The 22,179-nt window shown below is 33.7% G+C and carries 17 protein-coding genes; 6 read left to right on the top strand and 11 right to left on the bottom strand.

Translation table 11 applies throughout. From position 1 onward, the window contains the following. Positions 1-7: 7 nt before the first annotated feature. The 5 genes from L0669_RS05490 to dusB all read left to right on the top strand — a co-directional run bounded on the left by L0669_RS05490 (position 8) and on the right by dusB (position 9,403). Positions 8-3,688 carry a 1-acyl-sn-glycerol-3-phosphate acyltransferase gene (locus L0669_RS05490; protein ID WP_263761907.1) on the top strand — a complete coding sequence of 1,227 codons (3,681 nt, stop codon included), beginning with the start codon at positions 8-10 and terminating at the stop codon, positions 3,686-3,688. A 1-nt stretch (position 3,689) separates the two neighbouring features. Next, the gene (locus tag L0669_RS05485; protein WP_263761905.1) at positions 3,690-5,207 is read left to right on the top strand and encodes a phytoene desaturase family protein; all 1,518 of its coding nucleotides are present in this window, start codon (positions 3,690-3,692) and stop codon (positions 5,205-5,207) included. Between the two features lie 9 nt (positions 5,208-5,216). Beyond that, complete coding sequence (locus tag L0669_RS05480; RefSeq protein WP_263761903.1) at positions 5,217-6,887, top strand: C45 family autoproteolytic acyltransferase/hydrolase; 1,671 nt, start codon at positions 5,217-5,219, stop codon at positions 6,885-6,887. Then, entirely contained in the window at positions 6,884-8,182 is a 1,299-nt protein-coding gene (flxY, locus tag L0669_RS05475) for a flexirubin biosynthesis putative acyl-CoA ligase FlxY (RefSeq protein ID WP_263761901.1), read from the top strand. Before L0669_RS05480 ends, flxY begins: the two co-directional genes overlap by 4 nt. A 228-nt stretch (positions 8,183-8,410) precedes the next feature. Then, entirely contained in the window at positions 8,411-9,403 is a 993-nt protein-coding gene (gene dusB, locus L0669_RS05470) for a tRNA dihydrouridine synthase DusB (RefSeq protein ID WP_173971338.1), read from the top strand. Between the two features lie 92 nt (positions 9,404-9,495). Here dusB and L0669_RS05465 read toward each other — a convergent pair whose 3' ends face one another. From L0669_RS05465 to rbfA, 3 genes are all read right to left on the bottom strand, one after another. Next, positions 9,496-10,923 (bottom strand): MATE family efflux transporter, encoded by a 1,428-nt coding sequence (locus tag L0669_RS05465; RefSeq protein ID WP_263761899.1) that lies wholly within the window; start codon positions 10,921-10,923, stop codon positions 9,496-9,498. A 170-nt stretch (positions 10,924-11,093) separates the two neighbouring features. Then, positions 11,094-12,293 carry an ABC transporter permease gene (locus L0669_RS05460; protein WP_263761897.1) on the bottom strand — a complete coding sequence of 400 codons (1,200 nt, stop codon included), beginning with the start codon at positions 12,291-12,293 and terminating at the stop codon, positions 11,094-11,096. A gap of 1 nt (position 12,294) precedes the next feature. Next, positions 12,295-12,687, bottom strand: coding sequence for a 30S ribosome-binding factor RbfA (gene rbfA / locus L0669_RS05455; protein ID WP_173968114.1), 393 nt, complete (start codon positions 12,685-12,687; stop codon positions 12,295-12,297). A gap of 239 nt (positions 12,688-12,926) precedes the next feature. Here rbfA and L0669_RS05450 point away from each other — a divergent pair, with 239 nt between their 5' ends. Further along, positions 12,927-13,346 (top strand): CBS domain-containing protein, encoded by a 420-nt coding sequence (locus tag L0669_RS05450; protein ID WP_263761895.1) that lies wholly within the window; start codon positions 12,927-12,929, stop codon positions 13,344-13,346. A 49-nt stretch (positions 13,347-13,395) separates the two neighbouring features. Here the strand turns inward: L0669_RS05450 and L0669_RS05445 are convergent, their stop codons facing one another. The 8 genes from L0669_RS05445 to atpG form a co-directional block, all read right to left on the bottom strand. Continuing rightward, a complete protein-coding gene (locus L0669_RS05445; RefSeq protein ID WP_173971334.1) occupies positions 13,396-14,676 on the bottom strand; it encodes a murein hydrolase activator EnvC family protein in 1,281 nt (426 codons plus the stop codon). A gap of 23 nt (positions 14,677-14,699) precedes the next feature. Beyond that, on the bottom strand, positions 14,700-15,482 hold the full coding sequence (gene lolB1, locus L0669_RS05440; protein WP_263761893.1) for a lipoprotein insertase outer membrane protein LolB1: 783 nt from the start codon (positions 15,480-15,482) through the stop codon (positions 14,700-14,702). 14 nt (positions 15,483-15,496) lie between these two features. Further along, positions 15,497-16,849, bottom strand: a complete 1,353-nt coding sequence (locus tag L0669_RS05435; RefSeq protein WP_263761892.1) for a tetratricopeptide repeat protein — start codon at positions 16,847-16,849, stop codon at positions 15,497-15,499. A gap of 49 nt (positions 16,850-16,898) precedes the next feature. Continuing rightward, on the bottom strand, positions 16,899-17,915 hold the full coding sequence (locus tag L0669_RS05430) for a sugar phosphate nucleotidyltransferase (RefSeq protein WP_263761891.1): 1,017 nt from the start codon (positions 17,913-17,915) through the stop codon (positions 16,899-16,901). A 213-nt stretch (positions 17,916-18,128) separates the two neighbouring features. Beyond that, positions 18,129-18,563 (bottom strand): dUTP diphosphatase, encoded by a 435-nt coding sequence (gene dut, locus L0669_RS05425; RefSeq protein WP_263761889.1) that lies wholly within the window; start codon positions 18,561-18,563, stop codon positions 18,129-18,131. 43 nt (positions 18,564-18,606) lie between these two features. Then, on the bottom strand, positions 18,607-20,067 hold the full coding sequence (locus L0669_RS05420) for a lipopolysaccharide biosynthesis protein (protein WP_263761886.1): 1,461 nt from the start codon (positions 20,065-20,067) through the stop codon (positions 18,607-18,609). A gap of 93 nt (positions 20,068-20,160) precedes the next feature. After that, a complete protein-coding gene (locus L0669_RS05415) occupies positions 20,161-20,607 on the bottom strand; it encodes a GNAT family N-acetyltransferase (protein ID WP_263761884.1) in 447 nt (148 codons plus the stop codon). A gap of 672 nt (positions 20,608-21,279) precedes the next feature. Beyond that, positions 21,280-22,140: an ATP synthase F1 subunit gamma gene (gene atpG, locus L0669_RS05410; protein WP_078006589.1), complete on the bottom strand. Its 861-nt coding sequence runs from the start codon at positions 22,138-22,140 to the stop codon at positions 21,280-21,282. Positions 22,141-22,179 lie beyond the last annotated feature (39 nt).

Genomic DNA, 22,179 nt, shown 5'->3' with positions numbered 1-22,179 from the left:
AATAATTATGCATCACTATTTCTACGCCATTCATTTATTTGTAAACCGACAAAAAACTTTATCGGTTGCTTTGGCTATTTTGATGCTTTTTGCTTTTGGATTCTTTGCGTCTCAAATTAAGTTTGAAGAAGACATTACCAAACTTATTCCAACAAACGATAAAGCTGATGTTACGGCAAAAGTCCTGAAACAACTTAACTTTGCAGATAAAATCACTGTTATTTTCAAACTTGATAAAAACGGTTCTGAAGAAGATTTAAAAGAAATGGCAACTGCTTTTTCTGATAGCGTTTCTAAATCCTGCAAACCTTACATAACCGGAATTCAGGGCAAAATTGACGAAGAAAACATTCAGGAAACGATAGATTTTGTATACAACAATTTACCTCTTTTTCTGGAAAATAAAGATTATGCTGCGATTCAGAATAAACTTCAAAAAGACAGTATTGCGGCAACCGTTCAGGGAAATTATAAATCGATTATTTCGCCATCCGGATTTGTAACAAAAGATTTTATTCTGCAAGATCCGCTTGGGATTTCATTTATCGCTTTAAAAAAATTACAGCAATTAAATATTGGCGACGATTTTACGCTCAACAATGGTTTTGTAATGACCAAGGATAAAACAAAATTATTGCTTTTTATAACTTCAAACCTACCTTCGAGCGAAACCGAAAAGAATACGATTTTTGTGAATAAACTAAAATCAATTCAGGAAAATCTAAATCAGAAATTCAAAGGCAAAACTTCGATTAGTTATTTTGGTTCGGCTTTGATTGCGGTTGCCAATGCAGATCAAATTAAAAGCGATATTATTTTAACGACAACAATCGCGATGATCACGCTAATGCTGATCTTGATTTTGTTTTATCGCAAAGTATTGATTCCGTTAATTATTTTTCTTCCAACGGTTTTTGGCGCTTTGTTCGCCGTAGCTTTTTTATATTTTGTAAAAGAACAAATTTCAGCCATTTCTCTTGGAATTGGATCGATCCTGTTAGGAATCACAATCGATTATTCGATACATATTCTCACGCATTACAAACATAACAGCGATGTAAAAACTTTGTACAAAGACATTACAATGCCTGTAATTATGAGCAGTTCTACAACGGCTGTTGCTTTTTTATGTTTGCTTTTTGTAAAATCTGATGCTTTAAATGATCTCGGAATTTTCGCTGCCGTAATTGTTATGGCAACCGGAATCTTCTCGCTTTTGATTGTTCCGCATTTGTATAAACCGAAAGAAAATAATTTTGAACACAAGAAAAATGTCATTGATAAACTGGCACATTTCTCGTTTCATAATAATAAATACCTGATTGGTTTTTGCGTTTTAATTACAATCGTTTGTTGTTTTACGTATAATAATGTGGGCTTCAATAATGATTTATCGCAATTGAATTTTGTTCCAAAAGAAATTAAAGCCGCAGAAAAAGATCTGGAAGAAAGCACGAGTTTAACATCAAAAACGATTTACCTGGCTTCGTACGGAAAAAGTATGGAAGAAGTTTTGCAAAACAACAGCCAGCTTTTTGCCGCTTTATCAAAAGAAAAACAAACCAACAAAATATTGAATTTCAGTTCTGTTGGCGGAATTATGCTTTCGCAAAAAGAACAACAACAAAAAATCGACAAATGGAATTCGTTTTGGGATGCCAATAAAAAGCAAGTTCTACAATCTGAATTGATTGCCGAAGGTTCAAAACTAGGGTTTAAATCCTCAACTTATTCTACTTTTTATGATCATTTAGATTATAATTTCAAACCTATTTCGGCACAAGAATATCTAAAAGTTCAGGCTTTGCAACTAAAGGAATTTGTAACCGAGAAGAATGGTTTCTTCACCATATCGACTTTAGTAAAAGTTACGCCTGAGCAACGAGATGCTTTTGTAAAATCGGCTTCCGCCAAAAATAATCTGATTGCGATTGATCGTCAGCAAATGAATGAAACGTTTTTCAGCACTTTAAAAACCGATTTTAATTCGCTGGTTAATTATTCGTTTGTGGCTGTAATTCTGATTTTGTTTTTCTTTTTCCGCAGAGTCGAATTGGTCATCGTAAGTTGTATCCCGATTGCCTTAACCGGAATTGTAACAGCAGGAATTATGGGCATTTTTGGTATTCAAATGAACATATTTAGTATGATTGTTTGTACGCTGATTTTTGGTCACGGTGTCGATTTTAGTATTTTCATGACAAGCGCACTTCAAAAAGAATATACCAACGGAAAAAACGAAATCGCGATTTACAGAACGTCAATAATTCTGGCGGTTATCACAACCATTTTAGGAATTGGCGCCATGATTTTTGCCCATCACCCAGCGTTGCGCTCGATCTCATCTGTTTCCTTAATTGGAGTTTTTGCTGCATTGATTATTACGTTTATTTTCTACCCAATTCTCTTTAAATTATTCATATCCAATCGTGCGAAAAAAGGAAATGCTCCTTTCGAGTTACGAAGCTTTATACACGGTATTATTTCGTTTACCTACTACGGACTTGGCGGTATTTTGATGTCACTTTTTAGCATCACGATTATGCCAATCCTACCAATAAACGAAAAAAAGAAAATGAAAGGATTTCGATATTTCATTTCGAGATTCATGAATTCGGTTTTGTATTCAAATCCGTTTTTGCACAAAAAAGTCATCAATAAGTTTAATGAAAACTTCGAAAAACCAGCCATCATAATTGCCAATCATTCTTCGTTTATCGATATTCTGGCAATGGGAATGCTAAGTCCTAAAATTATATTTCTTGTAAACGACTGGGTTTACAACTCTCCTATTTTTGGCGGAACGGTTAGAAAAGCAGGATTTTATCCGGTTTCTGAAGGAATCGAAGGCGGTGTCGAACATCTGCGTCAGAAGGTAAATGAAGGATATTCGCTGATGATTTTTCCGGAAGGAACCCGTTCTGAAAGTAATCAAATCAAGCGTTTTCATAAAGGTGCTTTTTATCTTGCCGAAGAATTTAATCTGGATATTGTTCCGGTTTTAATTCATGGCGCATCAGAAGCAATTCCAAAAGGCGATTTTGTCATTCATCATAGTCATCTTACCTTGTCTATTTTAGAAAGAATTACACCTGATAATCTTTCTTTTGGGAAAAATTATGCCGAAAGAACAAAACTGTTAAGTGCTTATTTTAAAGAAGAATTTCATAAAGTTCGTCAACAATTAGAAGGTCCGGATTATTTCAAAAAAATGCTAATTCATAGTTACGATTACAAAGAAATTGAAATTATAAATGCTGTCAAAAACGATTTAAAAGAGAATCTCGAAACGTATTATCAGCTTAATAAGCATCTTTCGGCGAAAGCCAAAATATTGCACTTAGCGAATGATTACGGACAATTAGACGTTTTATTGACTTTGCAGGAACCACAACGAAAAGTAATTTCTTTTATTGCTGATGAAGAAAAAGTCGCGGTTGCCAAAACGAATTATTTCCTTGTAAAGAGAAAAATTTCTTATCTAGATCATCTCGAATTGGCTTTAGAAAATCAATATGATGTTGTTTTAATTTCTGATGAAAATTATGCAAATGATCTTGAGAAAATCATTGCTACTACATCTTGCGTTATTTTAATTAATAGTTCAGGTTTAAAAAACACATTAATTAACTTTGGTTTTCAATCTGTTTTAGACGAAAATTCTATAATCGTATTAAAGAAAAACTAGCATGAAAGAGCAATACGATGTAGTAATAACAGGCAGCGGTCTTGGCGGATTGGTCTCGGCAATTATTCTGGCCAAAGAAGGCTATAGGGTTTGTGTGCTTGAAAAAAACAATCAATATGGCGGAAATCTGCAAACTTTTGTACGCGATAAAACCATTTTTGATACCGGAATTCACTACATAGGAGGTCTTGACGAAGGACAAAATCTATACAAATATTTTAAATATTTGGGCATTATGGATCATCTTAATCTGAAAAAATTAGATGAAAATGGTTTTGATATTATCTCTTTTGAAGACGATGAAAATGAATATCCACATGCTCAGGGTTATGATAATTTTGCCAATCAGTTGGTCACTTTTTTCCCAAATGAAAAAGCAAACATCGAGGAATATTGTAAAAAAATAAAAGTGATTTGCGAATGTTTTCCGCTCTATAATTTAGAATGGGAAGGAAAATACGATAACGAAATCCTTTCGCTAAACGCCAAACAAACTATAGAAGAATGTACTGAAAATGAAAAACTAAAAGCGGTTCTTGCAGGTTCTAATTTCTTGTATGCCGGTATTGCAGATAAATCGCCATTTTACGTTCATGCACTTTCTGTAAACTCTTATATTCAAAGTTCCTGGCGTTGTATCAATGGTGGAAGTCAGATCACAAAACAGCTTCTGAAACAGCTTAAAAAATACGGCGGCGAATTTTACAAATACAAAGAAGTTACAAGATTTAATGTTGAAGATAAAAAAGTAACTTCGGTTGATATGAAAGACGGAACTCAGGTTTCCGGTTCTTATTTTATCTCAAACATAGAACCCAAAACTACGCTAAAACTGGCTGGCGAAGAAAACTTTAGAAAATCATTTTACAGCAGAGTTCAAAGTCTCGAGGGCGTTATTTCGGCCTTTAGTTTATACATTGTTTTTAAACCCGAAACTTTCAAATATATTAACCACAATCATTATCATTTTAAGAAAAGCAGCGAAGTCTGGACGGCGCATGATTATGACGAAAACTCCTGGCCAAAAGCTTTTATGGCTTCTATGAATGCCTCGAAAAAACAGGAAGAATGGGCCGAGGGAATGACTTTCATCACTTATATGAAATATGAAGATGTCGCGCCCTGGATGGACACTTTTAATACAACGGTCGATGAAAATGATCGCGGCGAAAGCTACGAAGAGTTTAAATCCCGAAAAGCGGCTAAGTTTTTAACCGAAATTGAGGTGAAATTCCCCGGTATTAAAGATTGCATTCAATCTGTACATACTTCTACTCCGCTTTCGTATCGTGATTATATTGGCGGAGACAATGGTAATATGTACGGTTATGTTAAAGATTCGAATAATCCGATGAAAACCCTGATTCCGTCAAAAACTAAGCTGGATAATTTATATCTTACAGGCCAAAGTATCAACATGCACGGAGTCTTAGGCGTAACGATTGGTGCGGTTGTAACTTGCTCAGAAATTCTGGGAAAAGAATATTTAGTCACCAAAATAAATCAAGCATCTGAATAAAATGTAGATATGAAAAGCCGAATTAATTTATTTTTTTTCGTTGGTTTTTTATTGGTGTTAGCCTCTTGCGGAACATCAAAATCTATGCATCATCTTCCTGAAGTTGCCAATTATAATGCGACAAAGCCCGTTGTCGTAAAACAATCTGACAGCGCTTTTGTTTCGGGAAAAAATTCACTTTTAAAAAATAAACAAGGACTTTGGGAATTATATGTTGAAGGCGATCCGCTTGAAATTGGTCTTAATACCGGCGCTTTATCTGATTCTCTTTTAAAAAATCAGGAACATATATTCTTCTCGAAAATAAAAGATATTGTTCCGTCGAAATTTCAGCAAAGACTCCTTCGTAATTTTCTAAAATGGTACAACAGAAAATTATATCTGAACGTTCCTGAAGAATATCAAACCGAAATTTTTGGAGTCTCGCAATACACATCGCATGATTTCGATAATATTGCGCCACAATTTCAGCGTAGTTTGTATTTGCACGCCGCGCACGATATTGGTCACGCTTTGCAGGATTTGGCTTTGGTGGGTTGCTCCTCTTTTGCTGCCTGGGGAGAAAAATCTGAGGACGGAAATTTAATCCTCGGGCGTAATTTTGATTTTTATGTTAATGACGCTTTCGCGGAAAATAAAATCGTGGCGTTTATAAATCCGAAAGAAGGACATCAATTTATGATGATAACCTGGCCCGGAATGGTGGGCGCGGTTTCCGGAATGAATGAAGAAGGTTTAACGGTTACGATTAATGCTTCGAAATCTAAAATACCGTTGATTGCCAAAACTCCTATTTCGATTTTGACACGTGAAATTTTGCAACATGCCAAGAATATTGAAGAAGCGATTGCGATTGCTAAAAAAAGGGAAGTTTTTGTTTCAGAATCTATTATGGTGGGAAGTGCACACGATAACAAAGCGATTTTAATTGAAGTTTCACCCAAAAAAATGGACGTTTACGAAGTACCAAATACCGATCAATTGTTTTGTTCGAACCATTTTCAGGGAGAAGATTTAAAAAACGAAAAACGAAATCAGTTGCAAATTGCAAACAGTCATTCTGAATATCGCTTTGAAAGAATGCAGGAACTTTTTGCGCAAAACCCAAAAATCAATCCAAAAATTGCCTCTGAAATTCTAAGAAATAAAGACGGTTTACAAAATATTGCACTGGGTTATGGCAATGAAAAAGCCCTGAATCAGTTAATGGCGCATCATGGAGTAATTTTTAAACCAAAAGAAAAACTGGTTTGGGTTTCGGCAAATCCGTATCAGTTAGGCGAATTTGTTTGTTATAATCTGGATTCTATTTTTAAAGAAAGAAAAATTAAAACAGTTGTTTCTTCTTTTCAACAGAAAAATTTAGACATTCCAAAAGATCCTTTTCTGGAAACCATTCAATACAAAAACTATCAAAAATTTAGAATTGAAGATCATAAAATAGATCAATATCTTAAAAATAAAGAAACGATCAATCCTGAATTTATCGAGAATTATCAATCCTTAAACCCTGATTATTGGGTTGTGTATTACAAAGCAGGGTTGTACTTTTATCAAAAAAAAGAATACCGGCTTTCTCAGGCCAATTTTGAAAAAGCTTTAACCAAAGAAATTACAACAGTTCCTGATAAAACAGCAATTGAAAATTATTTAAAAAAAATCAAAAGAAAATTACGATGATTCCATTAATAGAAAAAGATTCTTTAGAAGAAATTAAAAATTTTCAAGAGCAAAAATTAGTCGAACTTTTAGAATATATCAGTCAAAATTCTCCTTTTTACAAACGCCTTTTTGCGGGACAAAATATTGATATTTCGAAAATTAAAACGCTCGAAGATTTGCAATATTTGCCTGTAACAACTAAAGAAGATTTACAAGAATACAACGATGATTTTTTGTGTGTTCCGCAACATAAAATTATTGATTATGCCTCGACTTCTGGTACCTTAGGAGATCCTGTAACTTTTGGTTTAACAGATTCTGACTTAGAACGATTGGCTTACAACGAAGCTATTTCGTTTGCCTGCGCCGGAATTGCAGAAGGTGATGTGGTACAATTAATGACCACAATCGACAGAAAATTTATGGCTGGTCTTGCCTATTTTCTTGGTTTGCGAAAATTAAAAGTGGGCGTAATTCGTGTTGGCGCCGGAATTCCGGAATTGCAATGGGATTCGATTTTAAAATACAAACCTTCTTATTTAATTACTGTTCCTTCGTTTTTATTAAAGTTAATTGAATATGCCGAAGCACACGGAATTGATTATAATAATTCAAGTATAAAAGGTGCGATTTGCATTGGTGAATCTTTGCGAAACCAGGATTTTTCGATGAATATCTTATCGAATAAAATCACTGAAAAGTGGGATATTAAGTTGTTTTCAACTTATGCTTCTACAGAAATGAGCACCGCTTTTACAGAATGTGAACACGGAAATGGTGGTCATCATCATCCAGAATTGATTATTGTTGAAGTTTTGGACGAAAATAATATTCCTGTAAAAGAGGGAGAAATTGGCGAACTGACTTTTACGACTTTAGGTATTGAAGCGATGCCGTTGTTGCGTTTTAAAACCGGAGATATTGTTCAGTTACATAATAGTCCTTGCGCTTGTGGCAGAAATACGTTGCGCGTTGGACCAGTTGTAGGACGTAAAAAACAAATGATAAAATACAAAGGAACAACACTTTATCCGCCAGCAATGAATGATGTTTTGAGTGGTTTTGATAATATCGAAAATCATATTATCGAGATCTCGACCAACGATTTAGGAACGGATGAAATCCTAATAAAAATTGCCGTAAAAAATCAATCTGCTGAATTTTTACAAGAAATAAAAGATCATTTTAGAGCCAAATTAAGGGTTACGCCAAAGATTGAATTCGCCTCGAAAGAAACTTTGAATCCTTTAGTTTTTAACCCAATGAGCCGAAAACCAATTCGATTTTTTGATTACAGAAAAACAACCTTATAAGATTTTTTTTCACCATTTAAGTTATATAAGTTCATATTAAAGTTTGTGGTAATCGTACGTTTTATTAAATGAACTTACTTTTTTCTCCATCTAAGATTATGCTAATCGAACTTTTTATTAAATGAACTTATATAACTTATATGGTTTAATTTCAGCCCTTTGAACCTCACGCTGAATGTTTTGCTGCAAATTAAACTAAATGTTGTAATTTTGCACAAAATATTGAAGATGGTCAAGATTGGCAACATAGAATTACCCGAATTTCCTTTATTACTCGCACCGATGGAAGATGTTAGTGATCCGCCGTTTCGCAGATTATGCAAAACGCACGGCGCTGACATGATGTATTCTGAATTTATTTCATCTGAAGGATTGATTCGTGATGCGATCAAAAGTAGAATGAAGTTGGATATTTTTGATTACGAACGTCCGGTTGGAATTCAGATTTTTGGTGGTGATGAAGAAGCAATGGCGCTTTCGTCTAAAATTGTTTCTACAGTAAAACCTGATTTAGTGGATATTAATTTTGGATGTCCGGTAAAAAAAGTGGTTTGTAAAGGTGCCGGAGCCGGAGTTTTGAAAGATGTAGATTTAATGGTTCGCTTGACAAAAGCGGTTATCAGAAGTACGGATTTGCCTGTAACGGTAAAAACGCGTTTGGGCTGGGATGAAAATTCTATCAACATTGATGAAGTTGCTGAAAGACTTCAGGATATTGGTGTTCAAGCATTAACGATTCATGCAAGAACTCGTGCTCAAATGTATAAAGGGCATTCTGATTGGTCGCATATTGCACGCGTAAAAAACAATCCGAGAATTACAATGCCTATTTTTGGAAATGGTGATATCGACAATCCTGAAAAAGCATTAAAATATAAAAACGAATACGGTATTGACGGAATCATGATTGGTCGTGCTGCAATTGGTTATCCGTGGATTTTTAACGAAATCAAGCATTATTTTAAAACGGGTGAACATTTAGCTGCTCCAACAGTTGCTGATCGTGTAGAAGCCGCCAGAAATCATCTTATGTGGTCAATGGAATGGAAAGGCGAGCGTTTAGGAATTGTTGAAATGCGCCGTCATTATACTAATTATTTTAAAGGAATTCATTCGTTTAAAGAATACAAACAAAAATTGGTAACTACTGATGAACCTGAAGCTTTGTTTGCTATTATGAAAGAAATCGAGCAGGTTTATGCTGGATATGAGTTTGTTTAAACTATAATAAAATCTTTGTCAAAGTTTAAAACTTTTACAAAGACCTGATATAAAAAAAGACCTTCAAATTTGAAGGTCTTTTTTGTTATAAATTATACTTGAATACGTTTCCATTTCCCTCTTTTATAAAAGAAAATACTCGCCAATGTTATTGCTGTTTCTGCAACCGGAATTGCGATAAAAACTCCTGTTGGTCCCATATTAAAATGTTTAGCCAATACATAGGCTAACGGAATTTGGAACAACCAAAAACCAAAGAAATTAATTCCGGTTGGTGTCCAGGTATCTCCTGCCCCATTGAATGTGTTGATCAAAACCATTCCGATTCCGTAAAAGATAAATCCGATACTCATAATCTGTAAGGCTTCGACGGCTATTGTTTTTACCAATTCATCGTTGGTAAAAAACGAAATAATATACTTTCCAAAACACAATACAATTACCATAATGGTCGCCATAAAAATGACATTGTATCTCGCGGTTGTATAAACTGATTTTTCGGCACGATCGATTTGTTTTGCTCCTAAGTTTTGTCCAACCAAAGTAGCTGCGGCATTACTTAATCCCCAAGCCGGAAGAATAAAAAACATCATAATTCTAAGCGCTGTCTGATATCCAGCCGATCCGTGGTCTCCACCTGTTGTTGCTACTAATTGTGCCAGAAAAATCCAGCTGCAAGATGCAATAACGAATTGTAGAACTCCCGGAGCAGCAATTTTTACTAAGGCTTTTATCTGATGAAAATCCGGAATGAAATAAGAAAGCTTAATTTTTAAAGCTCCATTGCCAAAAAACAAATGAAATACCTGATACAATACTCCAATACTTCTTCCTAAAGTGGTAGCGATTGCTGCACCGGTTAATCCAAAAGCAGGAATTGGGCCGAAACCGTTAATTAGTATCGGACATAAAACAATATTTAAAATATTGGCTAACCAAAGACTTTTCATGGCAATTGCTGCGTTTCCTGCTCCGCGAAATATTCCGTTAATCAGGAACAAAAGCATAATGCATAGACTTCCGCCAATCATAATTTGCGTAAAAATATAACCGTGTTCTGCTGCTTCCTCAGACGCACCCATTAGCATCAGGATTTCTTTGGCATAAATAACGCCAAAAACACTTATGATACAATTGATCACAAAAGCAATAATAATGGCCTGCATTCCAGCTTTTGCGGCAGCAACAGGATCTTTTTCGCCAATTCGTCGGGCAACAACTGCTGTTGCGGCCATACTCATACCAATAGCGACTGAATATATAATAGCAAGTACAGATTCTGTTAATCCTACGGTTTGAATCGCAAAGCTGCTGTGCTCTAAATGTCCGACGAAATAGAGATCTACCAAAGCAAAAACAGATTCCATCATCATTTCTAAAACCATCGGAATGGCCAATAGAATAACTGCTTTTTTAATGCTCCCTGCGGTATAATCAAAAGATTCGTCTCCTTTGATGGCTTGTTTTAAAGTGGTGAAAATTTTAGAAAATAAACTTTTCTGTATAGTTGTTTCTGTCATGATGTATTAGGATAAATGATAAAATTGGTCCAGATTCGAAGATCTGAACGGAAGAAAAATAAACGTAAGTATCCTAATTATTCGAAAAAATAAAATAGGATTAGGCAGAAACAATCATAAACTGTAGTTTTTTAAGAGGATAAATATAAGTAATATTTTTTAGGAAAATATTAATCTAATAACTTTTTACTTACACGACTACTGGCGATTAAAGAAGCCACAAAACCAAGTGATACAATTGTTCCCATAACTATAAGCACGTTTTCAAGACTGAAAACTACTGGATATGCCAAAGTTGGGGTGATCATAATAAGTTCAAATCGCTGTTGTAACAGCACTAAAATAATACCGAGAATGAGACCAATTATCCCGCCAAAAACACTTAGCAAAGTTCCCTGCAGCAGGAATATTTTTCGCAAACTACTGATTTCTGTTCCCAGGTTAAAAAGGGTTTTAAGATTTCCTTTCTTTTCTAAAATCATCATAATTAGTGCTCCAACCAGATTAAAAAGGGCCACAATAATTACCAAAGTAAAAATCAGGTAAACCACTATATTCTCTGTATTTAGCATTTTATACAAAGACTCATTAAGTTGGGCTCTGTTTTTTATGGTGATTTTATTATTGAAAATGGTATTTAGCTTGTCACTAATAACCCTTTCATTTGCTCCTTCTTTCAGATGAAATTCGATTCCTGAAATTTGATTTGGTTTATACATTAACAACTCCTGAGCTAAACCTATATCAGCAAACACATATTTTGAATCTAAATCTTCGCTGATTGAATAAATTCCGACAGGTAAAACATCTGTTTTATTAAAGGCTTCTTCCGGATTTTCGATTGCTCCTTTTCCGGGTTTTGGTGCGAATATTTGCAGAGGGTTTTCGAAATCAAGAATTCCCATCGAGAAATCCTGTGCAATTCCGTAACCAATAACTACCTGATATGTATCTGGTTTTAGCCAGTCTCCGTTAAAGAGTTTTTTTTTGATGTCGTTTACCACAGGATAATTTCTGTCGACACCCTTTAGATAAGTAACTTGTTGTTTGTCTTTAAACAAAAACAAAACACGTTCTTCGATAATTTTGGTATATAAAACTACACCGTCAATTTTCTTAATTTGATTTTCCTGATCGGGTGTAATCAAAAACGATTTTCCGTAAGTACTTGTAATTTTTAGATCGGGATCTATCTCGTTTGTAAACGAAAGACTAAAGACTTTTAATCCGCTAAAAACAGATAAAACCACAAACAAAGCCATTGTGCCAACAATAATTCCCATGCTGGCAATGCGATTAATAATATTGATAGCATTGTTTTTACTTCTGCTAAAAATATAACGTTTGGCTATGTAAAGGGGGAAATTCAATTTATGATTTTCTTCTTTTTTCTAAAAGATCACGATTTTCGATTGGATTTTCTCTGTTTGATAATGCGTTATCAATTTTTTCGATATAATCTAAAGAGTCATCGATAAAGAATACCAGGTTGGGTACACGACGCAATTGCAAACGAACGCGTTGTGATAAATCATGCTTAATTAAAGTACTATTTGACTTTATGCCTTCTAAAGTTTCTTTGGCTTTGTCCTGAGGAAAAATGCTTAAATAAACTGTTGCCACAGATAAGTCTGTAGTAACACTAACTTTGGATACCGAAATTACCAAATTAGTAATTCCGTTTTTTCTCACTTCACCTTGCAAAATATCAACCAAATCTTTCTGGATGACACCGCCTATTTTTTTCTGTCTATTTGTTTCCATAGTGCAAAAATACTATTTTAAATTTCAATCGATACAATTTCAAATGAACAATAGAATGATTTTTATCTTCAAATCTGTTTTATCCTTTATAAAGTTACAATTTCGATTGTCATTTTCAATAAAAAGATAAAAAATGAGGTCTTAAAAATTAAACTAAAGTATCTCTCCGAACTGACAAAAATCATATTATTTATGAGAATTTTTCGACACATTTGATAGAACTTTAAAACGTATCAATTATGAAAAAAAGAGAACCAATCAGTCATATCATGACTAAAAGCGTCGTGACCGTAAACGAAAATGACGACTTAAGAAAAGTAGTTGAAAAATTAAAGAAACACAATATTCGTCATATCCCGGTTATCCGAAACAAAGAGGTAATTGGTATTATAAGCCGAACAGATATTAACCGATTGACTTTTGGGGCTTTATTTGAAGGTCAGGAAGGCGCTGACGAAGCGATTCTGGACATGCTGACGATTGCTCAAGTTATGACAGCAAAACCAAAAACAATATCGTCTACTACGATCATTAGAGATTCGGCAGAAATTTTTGTAAAAGAAGAGTTTCATGCGCTTCCGGTAGTGGATAATGGAGAGCTTAAGGGTATCGTTACCACAACTGATATTTTAAAGTATTTTCTGGAACAATATGATTAACCAAAAAACCAACCCACGAAAAAGGGAGCTAATTTAGCTCCCTTTTTTATTATCTGTTTTGTAACCATCCTTCCGGATTGTTATTCGATACGTTTTGAAGAATCAAAAACTTAATGATTGTTTTTCCTGTATCTCCGCTTGTTCTTACTTTCCCGATAACTTGTTTCACTTTTACTTTGTCACCTTGCTCGACAGATACTGAACTTAAATTTTGATATACTGTAAAGTAATCTCCGTGCTGAATAAAAACAGCTCTGTTTACGGGCGATAATGCGATAACTTTTGATACTACTCCTTCGAATACGGCGCGTGCGCTTGCTCCTTGTTCTGTAGTAATCTCTACTCCTGAATTATGAACTGTAAGTGTTGGATAAAGTGGATGCGGCTGATCTCCGTAACCAAGAGATATAAATCCTTTTTCTACCGGCCAAGGCAGTTTTCCTCTGTTGGCTTTAAAATCGGCAGCTAAGATTTTACCTTCCGGAGTTAATGTAATTCTGTCTGATGAATAACTTTTAGGTGCTGACGCTTCTGCTTTTTCAGCTTCGCTGGCTTTACCTTCTGCGATTCTTCTGCGTCTCTCTTCTTCGGCTCTTTGATTGGCTAATCTAATTTGTTCGCGGATCAGCTCTTTAATTTTAGCATCGATTTTTCTCGATTCCTGCTGTTTCGCTTTTGTATCGGCAATAATTTTATTTTTATCTTTTTTAATCGAGTTAACTAACTTTTGCTGTTCTTGTTTCTCAACTTCTAAGCTTTGTTTTTCTTTTTGATTTTCGGCAATAATTTTTTTCTTAACCTGTCTTTGTCCGTCCAATTTAGCATTGTAATCAACTAATTGTGCAGTTTTTGATTGAATTTCTAAACCTTGATTTTTTCTAAAATTGGTGTATTGTTTTAAATATTGCGCTCTCTTGTAAGCTTGCAAAAAGCTTTCTGAAGATAAAATAAACATCGCTCTACTTTGCTCAGATCTGCTTTTATATGATTTTAGAATCATTTTTGCATAATCGGCTTTTAATATTTCAAGTTCTTTTTTTAGTTTATTAACCTTAACCTGATTAATATACATATCATTACTTAAAAGCTTTTCTTGTTTTGCCGTAGTATTTATTAGTTTCTCTTTCAGTTTAATTTTATTCGCCTGAATCAAAAAAACATTTACTGCTGATTTTTCTTTTTTCTTTACAGATTGCAGCATTTTTTCGTTGTCTCTAATTTCTTGCTGAATCTGAGCTTTACGCTGCTCCAGTTTTTCTTGTTGCGAATCTTGTGCCCATACAAATGTAGTGGCACATATAAAAATTAGGCTTAGGAGAAATTTTGGCATGTTTATGTTTTCTTTTTGCAAATTTACTTAATTATAACTTTTTTATAACCACTTGGTACGCTATATGGAAAAGAAAGTTCTTCATTAAATGAAATATTGTTGTAATTCAAATTAATATTGGTTTTTCCTTTTGGCTGAATAGCATTAATCTCAATACTGGTTGGGAGTGTTCCCTGATTAAAAACTTTGCTATCACCATAGGAAATTTGCAGCATTCTGTTTTCTGAAGGCTGAGAAATCTCTTCTTTTTGCACTAAATATTTATCTGCATCTAAAAAGAATGCTTTCTTTATATTCGTTTCTTTTTCGTCTTCTAACTTAAAAAGATTGTCTACAATTGTTTGGGTATACTTTCCTTTTCTTAAATCGTCAAGTGCTTCTCCTACTAATAAATTCTGAACTTTGCTATAATCTAATTCAGTTCCTAACCATTTGCTTAAACTAGTAAAATCGCCTTCATAATAGGTACTGTTTATTTTTTCGTAGTAACTTACTGTTGTTGGCGTTATCAAAGCTTTTGCCATAGTAATTCCTAAAAAACGTACACTTATTAAGATCTGTTTGTCTTTTTCGATTCTAATGTCGGCAGTAACATTCTGACTTTGTTTTTCGTCAGCATATTTAGCGCTGGCTTTTATGTATAAAGTCGAAAAATCTAATTTGTTCTCATAATGTTTCTCGACTGCTTTTTTATCTTCTTTTGTAATAACTTCTGTAGTGCCGTTATTATTTTGTACTGCAACTGCCTTTGATTTACAAGAAACCATAAAAGCTGTTACTAATACTAGTGCTATATATTTTTTCATCTGAATTTACTCTTTTACTTTTTTTTCTTTAATAATTCATTTGCCTTCAAAAAGTATTCCTCTTTTTTCTTAGCATCTCCTAAACCATTGTATGCCTCTCCTAACTGAATATTAAAATTTGCTTCCAACGCTTTATCATCGACTACATAATCGAGTCCCATTTCTAAAACGGTTTTTGCATTTTTAAATTGTTGTAACTGATTGTTTCCTAAGCCGGCATAATAATAAAATTGTGGCTGACTAGGATAAATTTCAATCATATTCATCGCTCTTTTTGTCATTGGTTCAAATTGTTTTGCTTGCGTATATGCCTCAAGCAACAACAAATTGGTTTCACGATCTGTATCTGAATTTGATTTTAAATCTTTCTCATAATACTTAATCGCATTATCGAACTGACCTTTACTATGATAAAATTTCCCAACTTCTTTTGCAACATCAATTTCTTTATCATTATCGAAATAAGCAATGGCTTTCTCTAAATCAGGAGCATATTGTTGATTTTTATTCACAAAAATTAAAAACTCATTTAGAGTACGATGCTTAATTTTTGAATCAATTTTTGAACTTGATAAAATTACATTCATCGCTTTAATTGCCTTGTCTGCCTGGTTTGCGTCTATATAAACTTTAAACAAACTTACTTGCGCCCACTCTGATGAAGGGACTTCTTTTGCCAATTGTTTTGCAACTTCAAGAGCTTTGTCTGTTTCTTCTGCTTTTGAATATAAAAAAATCAGATTTATATAATTCGATTCTTCTTTTGGGCTCTTTTTTATCTGATCGATAAGATTCGTGATTTCAGCATTTTGATATTTTCCCTGAGATAAAATTTGCATTTTATAACGGTCACGATCTTCTGATTTTCCGAATTTATCGTTCATTTCATTGATCGTTACCAAGGCTTTGTCAAACTGATTTGTAATCATATATAATGAAATCAAATCGTCTTTGTATTCTTCATCAAAAGCAATTATTTTTTGAATCGTTTCAATTGCCAAAGGATAGTTCTTGGTTTCGTAACTTACATCGTAAATTCCTAACCAGTACCATTTGTTTTTTGGATCTAATTGTGTCGCTTTTTCAAAAGAATCCTGTGCATTTCGATAATCTTTTAATGACAGATAATTTTTTCCCAATTCGAAATAAGCTACAGCATCATTAGGTTTTAGCTTAACGCATTTATCCAGCGATGCTATTGCTTTATCATAATTTTCAATTCCTTTTTGTTTTAATGATTCATAAAAAGCATCCTGATATTCATCTGTTGCCATAGCAATATCTTCCGGTTCTGTTTGTGCCATAACCGAAATTGGATTGCCAAGCAAAACGAAAAATAAAATGACTATAACTCCTTTTTGTATCATCTTTAAAATTTAATCTTTAAACAAAAACGAATCTATTTAAGCTTATTACTTATTCTAAAACCGAATAATCACCAATACTAATGCTGGTAAACTTACCATCATAAACAACGTGATTTCCTATCATAGCATTGTCTAAGTTAGCGTTTTTTATTTGAGAATAGGTTTGTACTAAACTATTCTTTATCGAACTGTCGATTACGTGACATCCTTTTCCTATTGAAACGTTTGGCCCAACTGTTGCGTTTTTCAACACTACATTTTCGCCAATATAACAAGGAGGGATAATTGTTGAGTTTTCTAATTTTACATCATAATCTACTAAATGCTCTCCGTCGTTATGCAAGAATCCTAACATTCTTGAATTGGTTTCAACTGTAACATCTTTGTTTCCGCAATCCATCCATTCGTCTACGCTTCCGGTTTTAAAAACTTTACCGTTGGCCATCATTGCTTTAATTCCGTCGTTAATTTGGTATTCTCCACCATTCTGGATATTATTATCCAAAACTCCCTGAAGTTCTTTTTTCAAATCTCCCACTTCTTTAAAATAGTAGATTCCGATAACGGCTAAATCACTTACGAATTCTTTTGGTTTTTCTACCAATTCTATAATTTCATTATTTCCGTTAAGTTTTACTACGCCAAATGCTTCCGGCTGTTCTACTTGTTTTACCCAAATCACGGCATCAGCAGCAGGATCTAATTCAAAATCAGCTCTGATTAATGTATCTGCGTAAGCGATAACAGCAGGACCCGATAAAGATTCTTTGGCACACATAATCGCATGACCTGTTCCTAATGGTAAATCCTGGCGATAGATCGAAGCTTTTGCTCCTAAACTTCCGGCCAATTCTTCTAAACTTTCTACCAGATCATCTCCAAAAAAAGCAGGATCTCCTAAAATAAAAGCAACTTCTTCGATAGGTTCTTTTAATATTTTAGCAATGTCTTCGACTAAACGATTTACAATAGATTTTCCTGCAACAGGAATTAATGGTTTAGGAACGGTTAAAGTATGTGGCCTAAGTCTTGATCCACGACCCGCCATTGGAACGATTATTTTCATTTATCTCTTTATTTTATTCGAAGATTTAAAAAAATCCTCTTAGTTTGGTTCTTAATTTTTAACCTTAAAGGTTACTTTGTTCTGCAACTTAAAATTTTTAACCGCAAAGTTCGCGATCCCGATAGCTATCGGGATTCGCAAAGTTCGCCAGGTTTTTATTTCATTTTAAGGTCGCAAAGTACAGAAGCTGATTACTGTGACTGCGACTGAAAACTATTTCACGCCTGTGCTTCCAAAACCGCCTTCGCCTCTTGATGTTTCAGAAAGTTCTGCAACTTCAATCCATTCTGCTCTTTCGTGTTTGGCAATAATTAATTGTGCAATTCGTTCTCCGTTTTCGATTACGAATTCTTCATTTGATAAATTTACTAAAATTACCCCTATTTCACCTCTATAATCGGCATCAACCGTTCCTGGAGAGTTTAAAACTGTAACTCCTTTTTTGGCTGCTAAACCACTTCTTGGTCGAACTTGTGCTTCGTAACCAATTGGCAATTCAATAAAAAGTCCCGTTTTTACGATGGTTCTTTCTAATGGTTTTAATGTGATAGACTCGGTTAAATTTGCACGTAAATCCATTCCTGCCGAAGCAATTGTTTCGTAGTTTGGTAAAGCGTGCTGTGATTTATTGATAATTTGTATTTTCATTTTTATTTTAAAAGATTAAGATTGAATTTATTACAACTCAATTTTATTTTCTATTCATAATTCCCTTGATCGTGTCTTTCTCGTTGTGATACACAAAATACATGAATCCTAATAATAACGGAATTCCAACAAAATAATTTTCTCTAAATCCATAAAAAGAAATGGCCGAAAAAACAATTGAAATTCCTAAATAAGCTCCAATTTTGTTCATATCATATGGTATTGGATAATATTTGTTTCCTAGTACATAAGAAATCAACATCATACTTCCGTAAGCAGAAATAGTCGCAATTGCTGATCCGTAGTAACTGTATTTTGGAATTAAAAAATAATTTAAAACCAATGTTACTATTGCTCCAACAATCGAGATATATGCTCCAATTTTTGTTTTATCTGTTAGTTTGTACCAAACAGATAAGTTGTTGTAAATTCCTAAAAAGAAGTTCGCCAGAATAATTAGCGGCACTACTTTCATTGCTTCCCAATATGATTTATTGTCTAGTAAAAGATACTTTAAAACATCGGCAAAAACAATAACTCCTAATAGAATTAAGGATCCCAGAATAACAAAATATTTTGTGATTACTGCATACGTTTGAGGCGCGTTTGCATTTTTAGCATGACTAAAAAAGAAAGGTTCGATTCCTAATCTAAAAGCTGTAGCAAACAAAACCATAAACAAACCTAATTTGTAACAAGCTGAATAAGCTCCAACTTCAGATTTTGCTAAATTTTCAGGCAATAAATATCCTAGTAAAATTTTATCAAAATGTTCGTTAACAGCAAATGCAAGTCCGGCAACCAAAATTGGTAAACCGTATTTCATCATTTTTTTCCAAAGTACCGGATCGAATTTTCTTCCCAATGAAAGATAATTTGGCGAAAGCACAATAAATGTGGCTAAACTCGCCAGTAGATTTGCAATAAAAATATAGGCAATCTGGAAATTCTCTACATATAAATTATCCCAAATAGAGTTAGGATTTGAAGCGGCAAGTTTTGGCAAATACATTAAAAAGAAAATATTCAGTAATAAATTGATTACTACATTTCCTATTTTGATTGCTGCATAAACCATTGGTCTTTGATTGGCTCTAAGTTTAGAAAAAGGTATTAAAACCAAGGCATCTAAAACTAAAATCCAAACGGTATAGGTAATATATTGTACATCGACTTCAGCAAGACTTGCCAATGTATTTCTAAATATTAAAGCCGCAAATAAGAAAATAATCGATGACCAAAATATTGATATTGTCGACGTTGCAATTACATTTTTCTTATCGTCCTCGGCACTATAGAATCTAAAAAATGCTGTTTCCATTCCGTACGAAAGAACCACATTAAAGAAAACCATCCATGACAAAACGATCGAAACCTCGCCATATTCTGCAGTTGGTAAAATACCAGTGTACAATCTTACCAATAAAAAACTTAGCATTCTTGGTAATACAGTCGCTAGTCCGTAAATAGCAGTTTGTTTGAACAGATTTTTATATAATCCCAAAATAATTTATAATAAAGTTTGTAAAACAAAAATAACCAATTCTTTGGTTTATTATTGATTTTGTAGGTTCAATAAAAAAATTGGTGTGTAATTTTATTGTGTTAGTTTTTTTTCGTCGAGAATTTTAACAAAATGAAAACCTTTCGGGCCATAGCCTTGGTTATAATAAAAGCGATGGGCTGCAAAATTTCCTGTAAAAGCATCTAAAACTATAGAACTGCAATCCAGATCTAAGGCCTTTTTTTCGATATAGTCTGTCAATAATTTCCCTATTCCTTTAGAACGATGCTCAGGGTTTACCACAAAATTATCTATTTCGAGATATTTACCTGTCCATAATTTTGTCGCCGACCAACAACCCGTAATTCCGACACAACTATCCTCTTCAAAAACTGCAATCTGAATATAATTGTGAGGCACCATATCAGAAAGGTAGACCTGGTATTTTTCAATCGATAAATTAGGATATAAAAATCGTATGGTATCTATCTGATCAACCATTGCTTCTATAGTAGTGAGCTCTTTTATTTGTAGTTTCATTGTAATAAAAAATAGACATCAAAAATACTCATTTTTCTATTGCCTGTTATAAGACTTTATAACCGTATGTGTGAAATTTATAATAAAGTTAAAAAATTGTATAAATAATTCGAAGTACTTCTATCCTAACTTTGTATCAAAGGGAATGAGCAAAGCTAAAATACAACCCTTAAAAAAAAAGCAAAGCACCGGGACTAATAAAGCTTGTTTGTTCCCATAAAAGACAAAGCAAAGGGATTGATTCTGCTGAAATGTAACCCTAAAAAAACAGAGCATTGGGACTAATAAAGCTAGTTTGTTCCCATAAAAGACAAAGCACAAAGGGATTGATTCTGCTGAAATGTAACCCTCAAAAAAACAGAGCATTGGGACTAATAAAGCTAGTTTGTTCCCATAAAAGACAAAGCACAAGGGAGTGATTCTGCTGATATGTAACCCTCAAAAAAACAGAGCATTGGGACTGATAAAGCTAGTTTGTTCCCATAAAAGACAAAGCATTACAGAGGTGATAAATCTGTCAATAATTTTATAAAATGGTAACTGATTCTCGGTTTTTGATTGAATTGAGAATCACCATTTTATAAGTTTAAAATTAGAAAAAACTAAAACTACTATATAAAGAAAAAGACCCGATAAGTAATTATCGGGTCTTTTTTGTATGTCTTGAATAAATTATCCGTTCAAAGCTTCTGCTCCACCAACGATCTCAAGGATCTCGTTAGTAATAGAGGCCTGACGTGCTTTATTATAAGTCAATTTCAATTGGTTTCTTAATTCAGTTGCGTTGTCAGTTGCTTTGTGCATTGCTGTCATACGTGCTCCATGTTCTGAAGCAAATGAATCACGAATACCTTTATACAATTGTGTTTTTAATGATTTAGGAATCAAAGTTAACACAATCTCTTCTTTTGAAGGCTCGAAAATATAATCTCCAGTAGAAACCGGTACATCAGATTTAATTGGCGCTAACGGTAAAAATTGTTCTGTCTGAACGATTTGTGTCGCAGCATTTTTAAACTGATTGTAGATCAATTCGATTCTGTCGTATTCTCCAGATAAAAATTTCTGAGTCAGATTATCAGCAATTCCGGCAACATTTTCAAAAGTTAAATGATCGAAAATTGCATTATGGTGACCGTGAACTTTATGAGATTTACTTAATACATCATTTCCTTTTTTACCAATAGGAAAAACATCAACTTGTTTTCCGGCATAAAAAGCAGAACGATTTTTAACCTCTTTAATAATATTTGAATTGAATGCACCACATAAACCTCTGTTTGAAGTTATAGCAACAAGCAATACTTTTTTTACTTCACGTTGTGTTGTATAATCTCCTCCAACTTCACCATCAAGTGTAGCAGAAAGGTTTTGCAACAACTCCGTTAATTTCTCGGCATAAGGGCGCATCGCAGTGATTGCATCTTGTGCTTTCTTAAGCTTTGCAGCAGAAACCATTTTCATTGCCGATGTAATTTGCATCGTCGATGAAACGGAAGTAATTCTATTACGGATTTCCTTTAAATTTGCCATCTATTAATTAGAAAATGTGACAATTTGAAAATTAGATAA

It is taken from the genome of Flavobacterium bizetiae (genome assembly GCF_024271895.1).
In the GTDB taxonomy this organism is placed as follows: Bacteria; Bacteroidota; Bacteroidia; order Flavobacteriales; family Flavobacteriaceae; genus Flavobacterium; species Flavobacterium bizetiae.
This window is presented reverse-complemented; position numbering and strand designations above follow the sequence as displayed.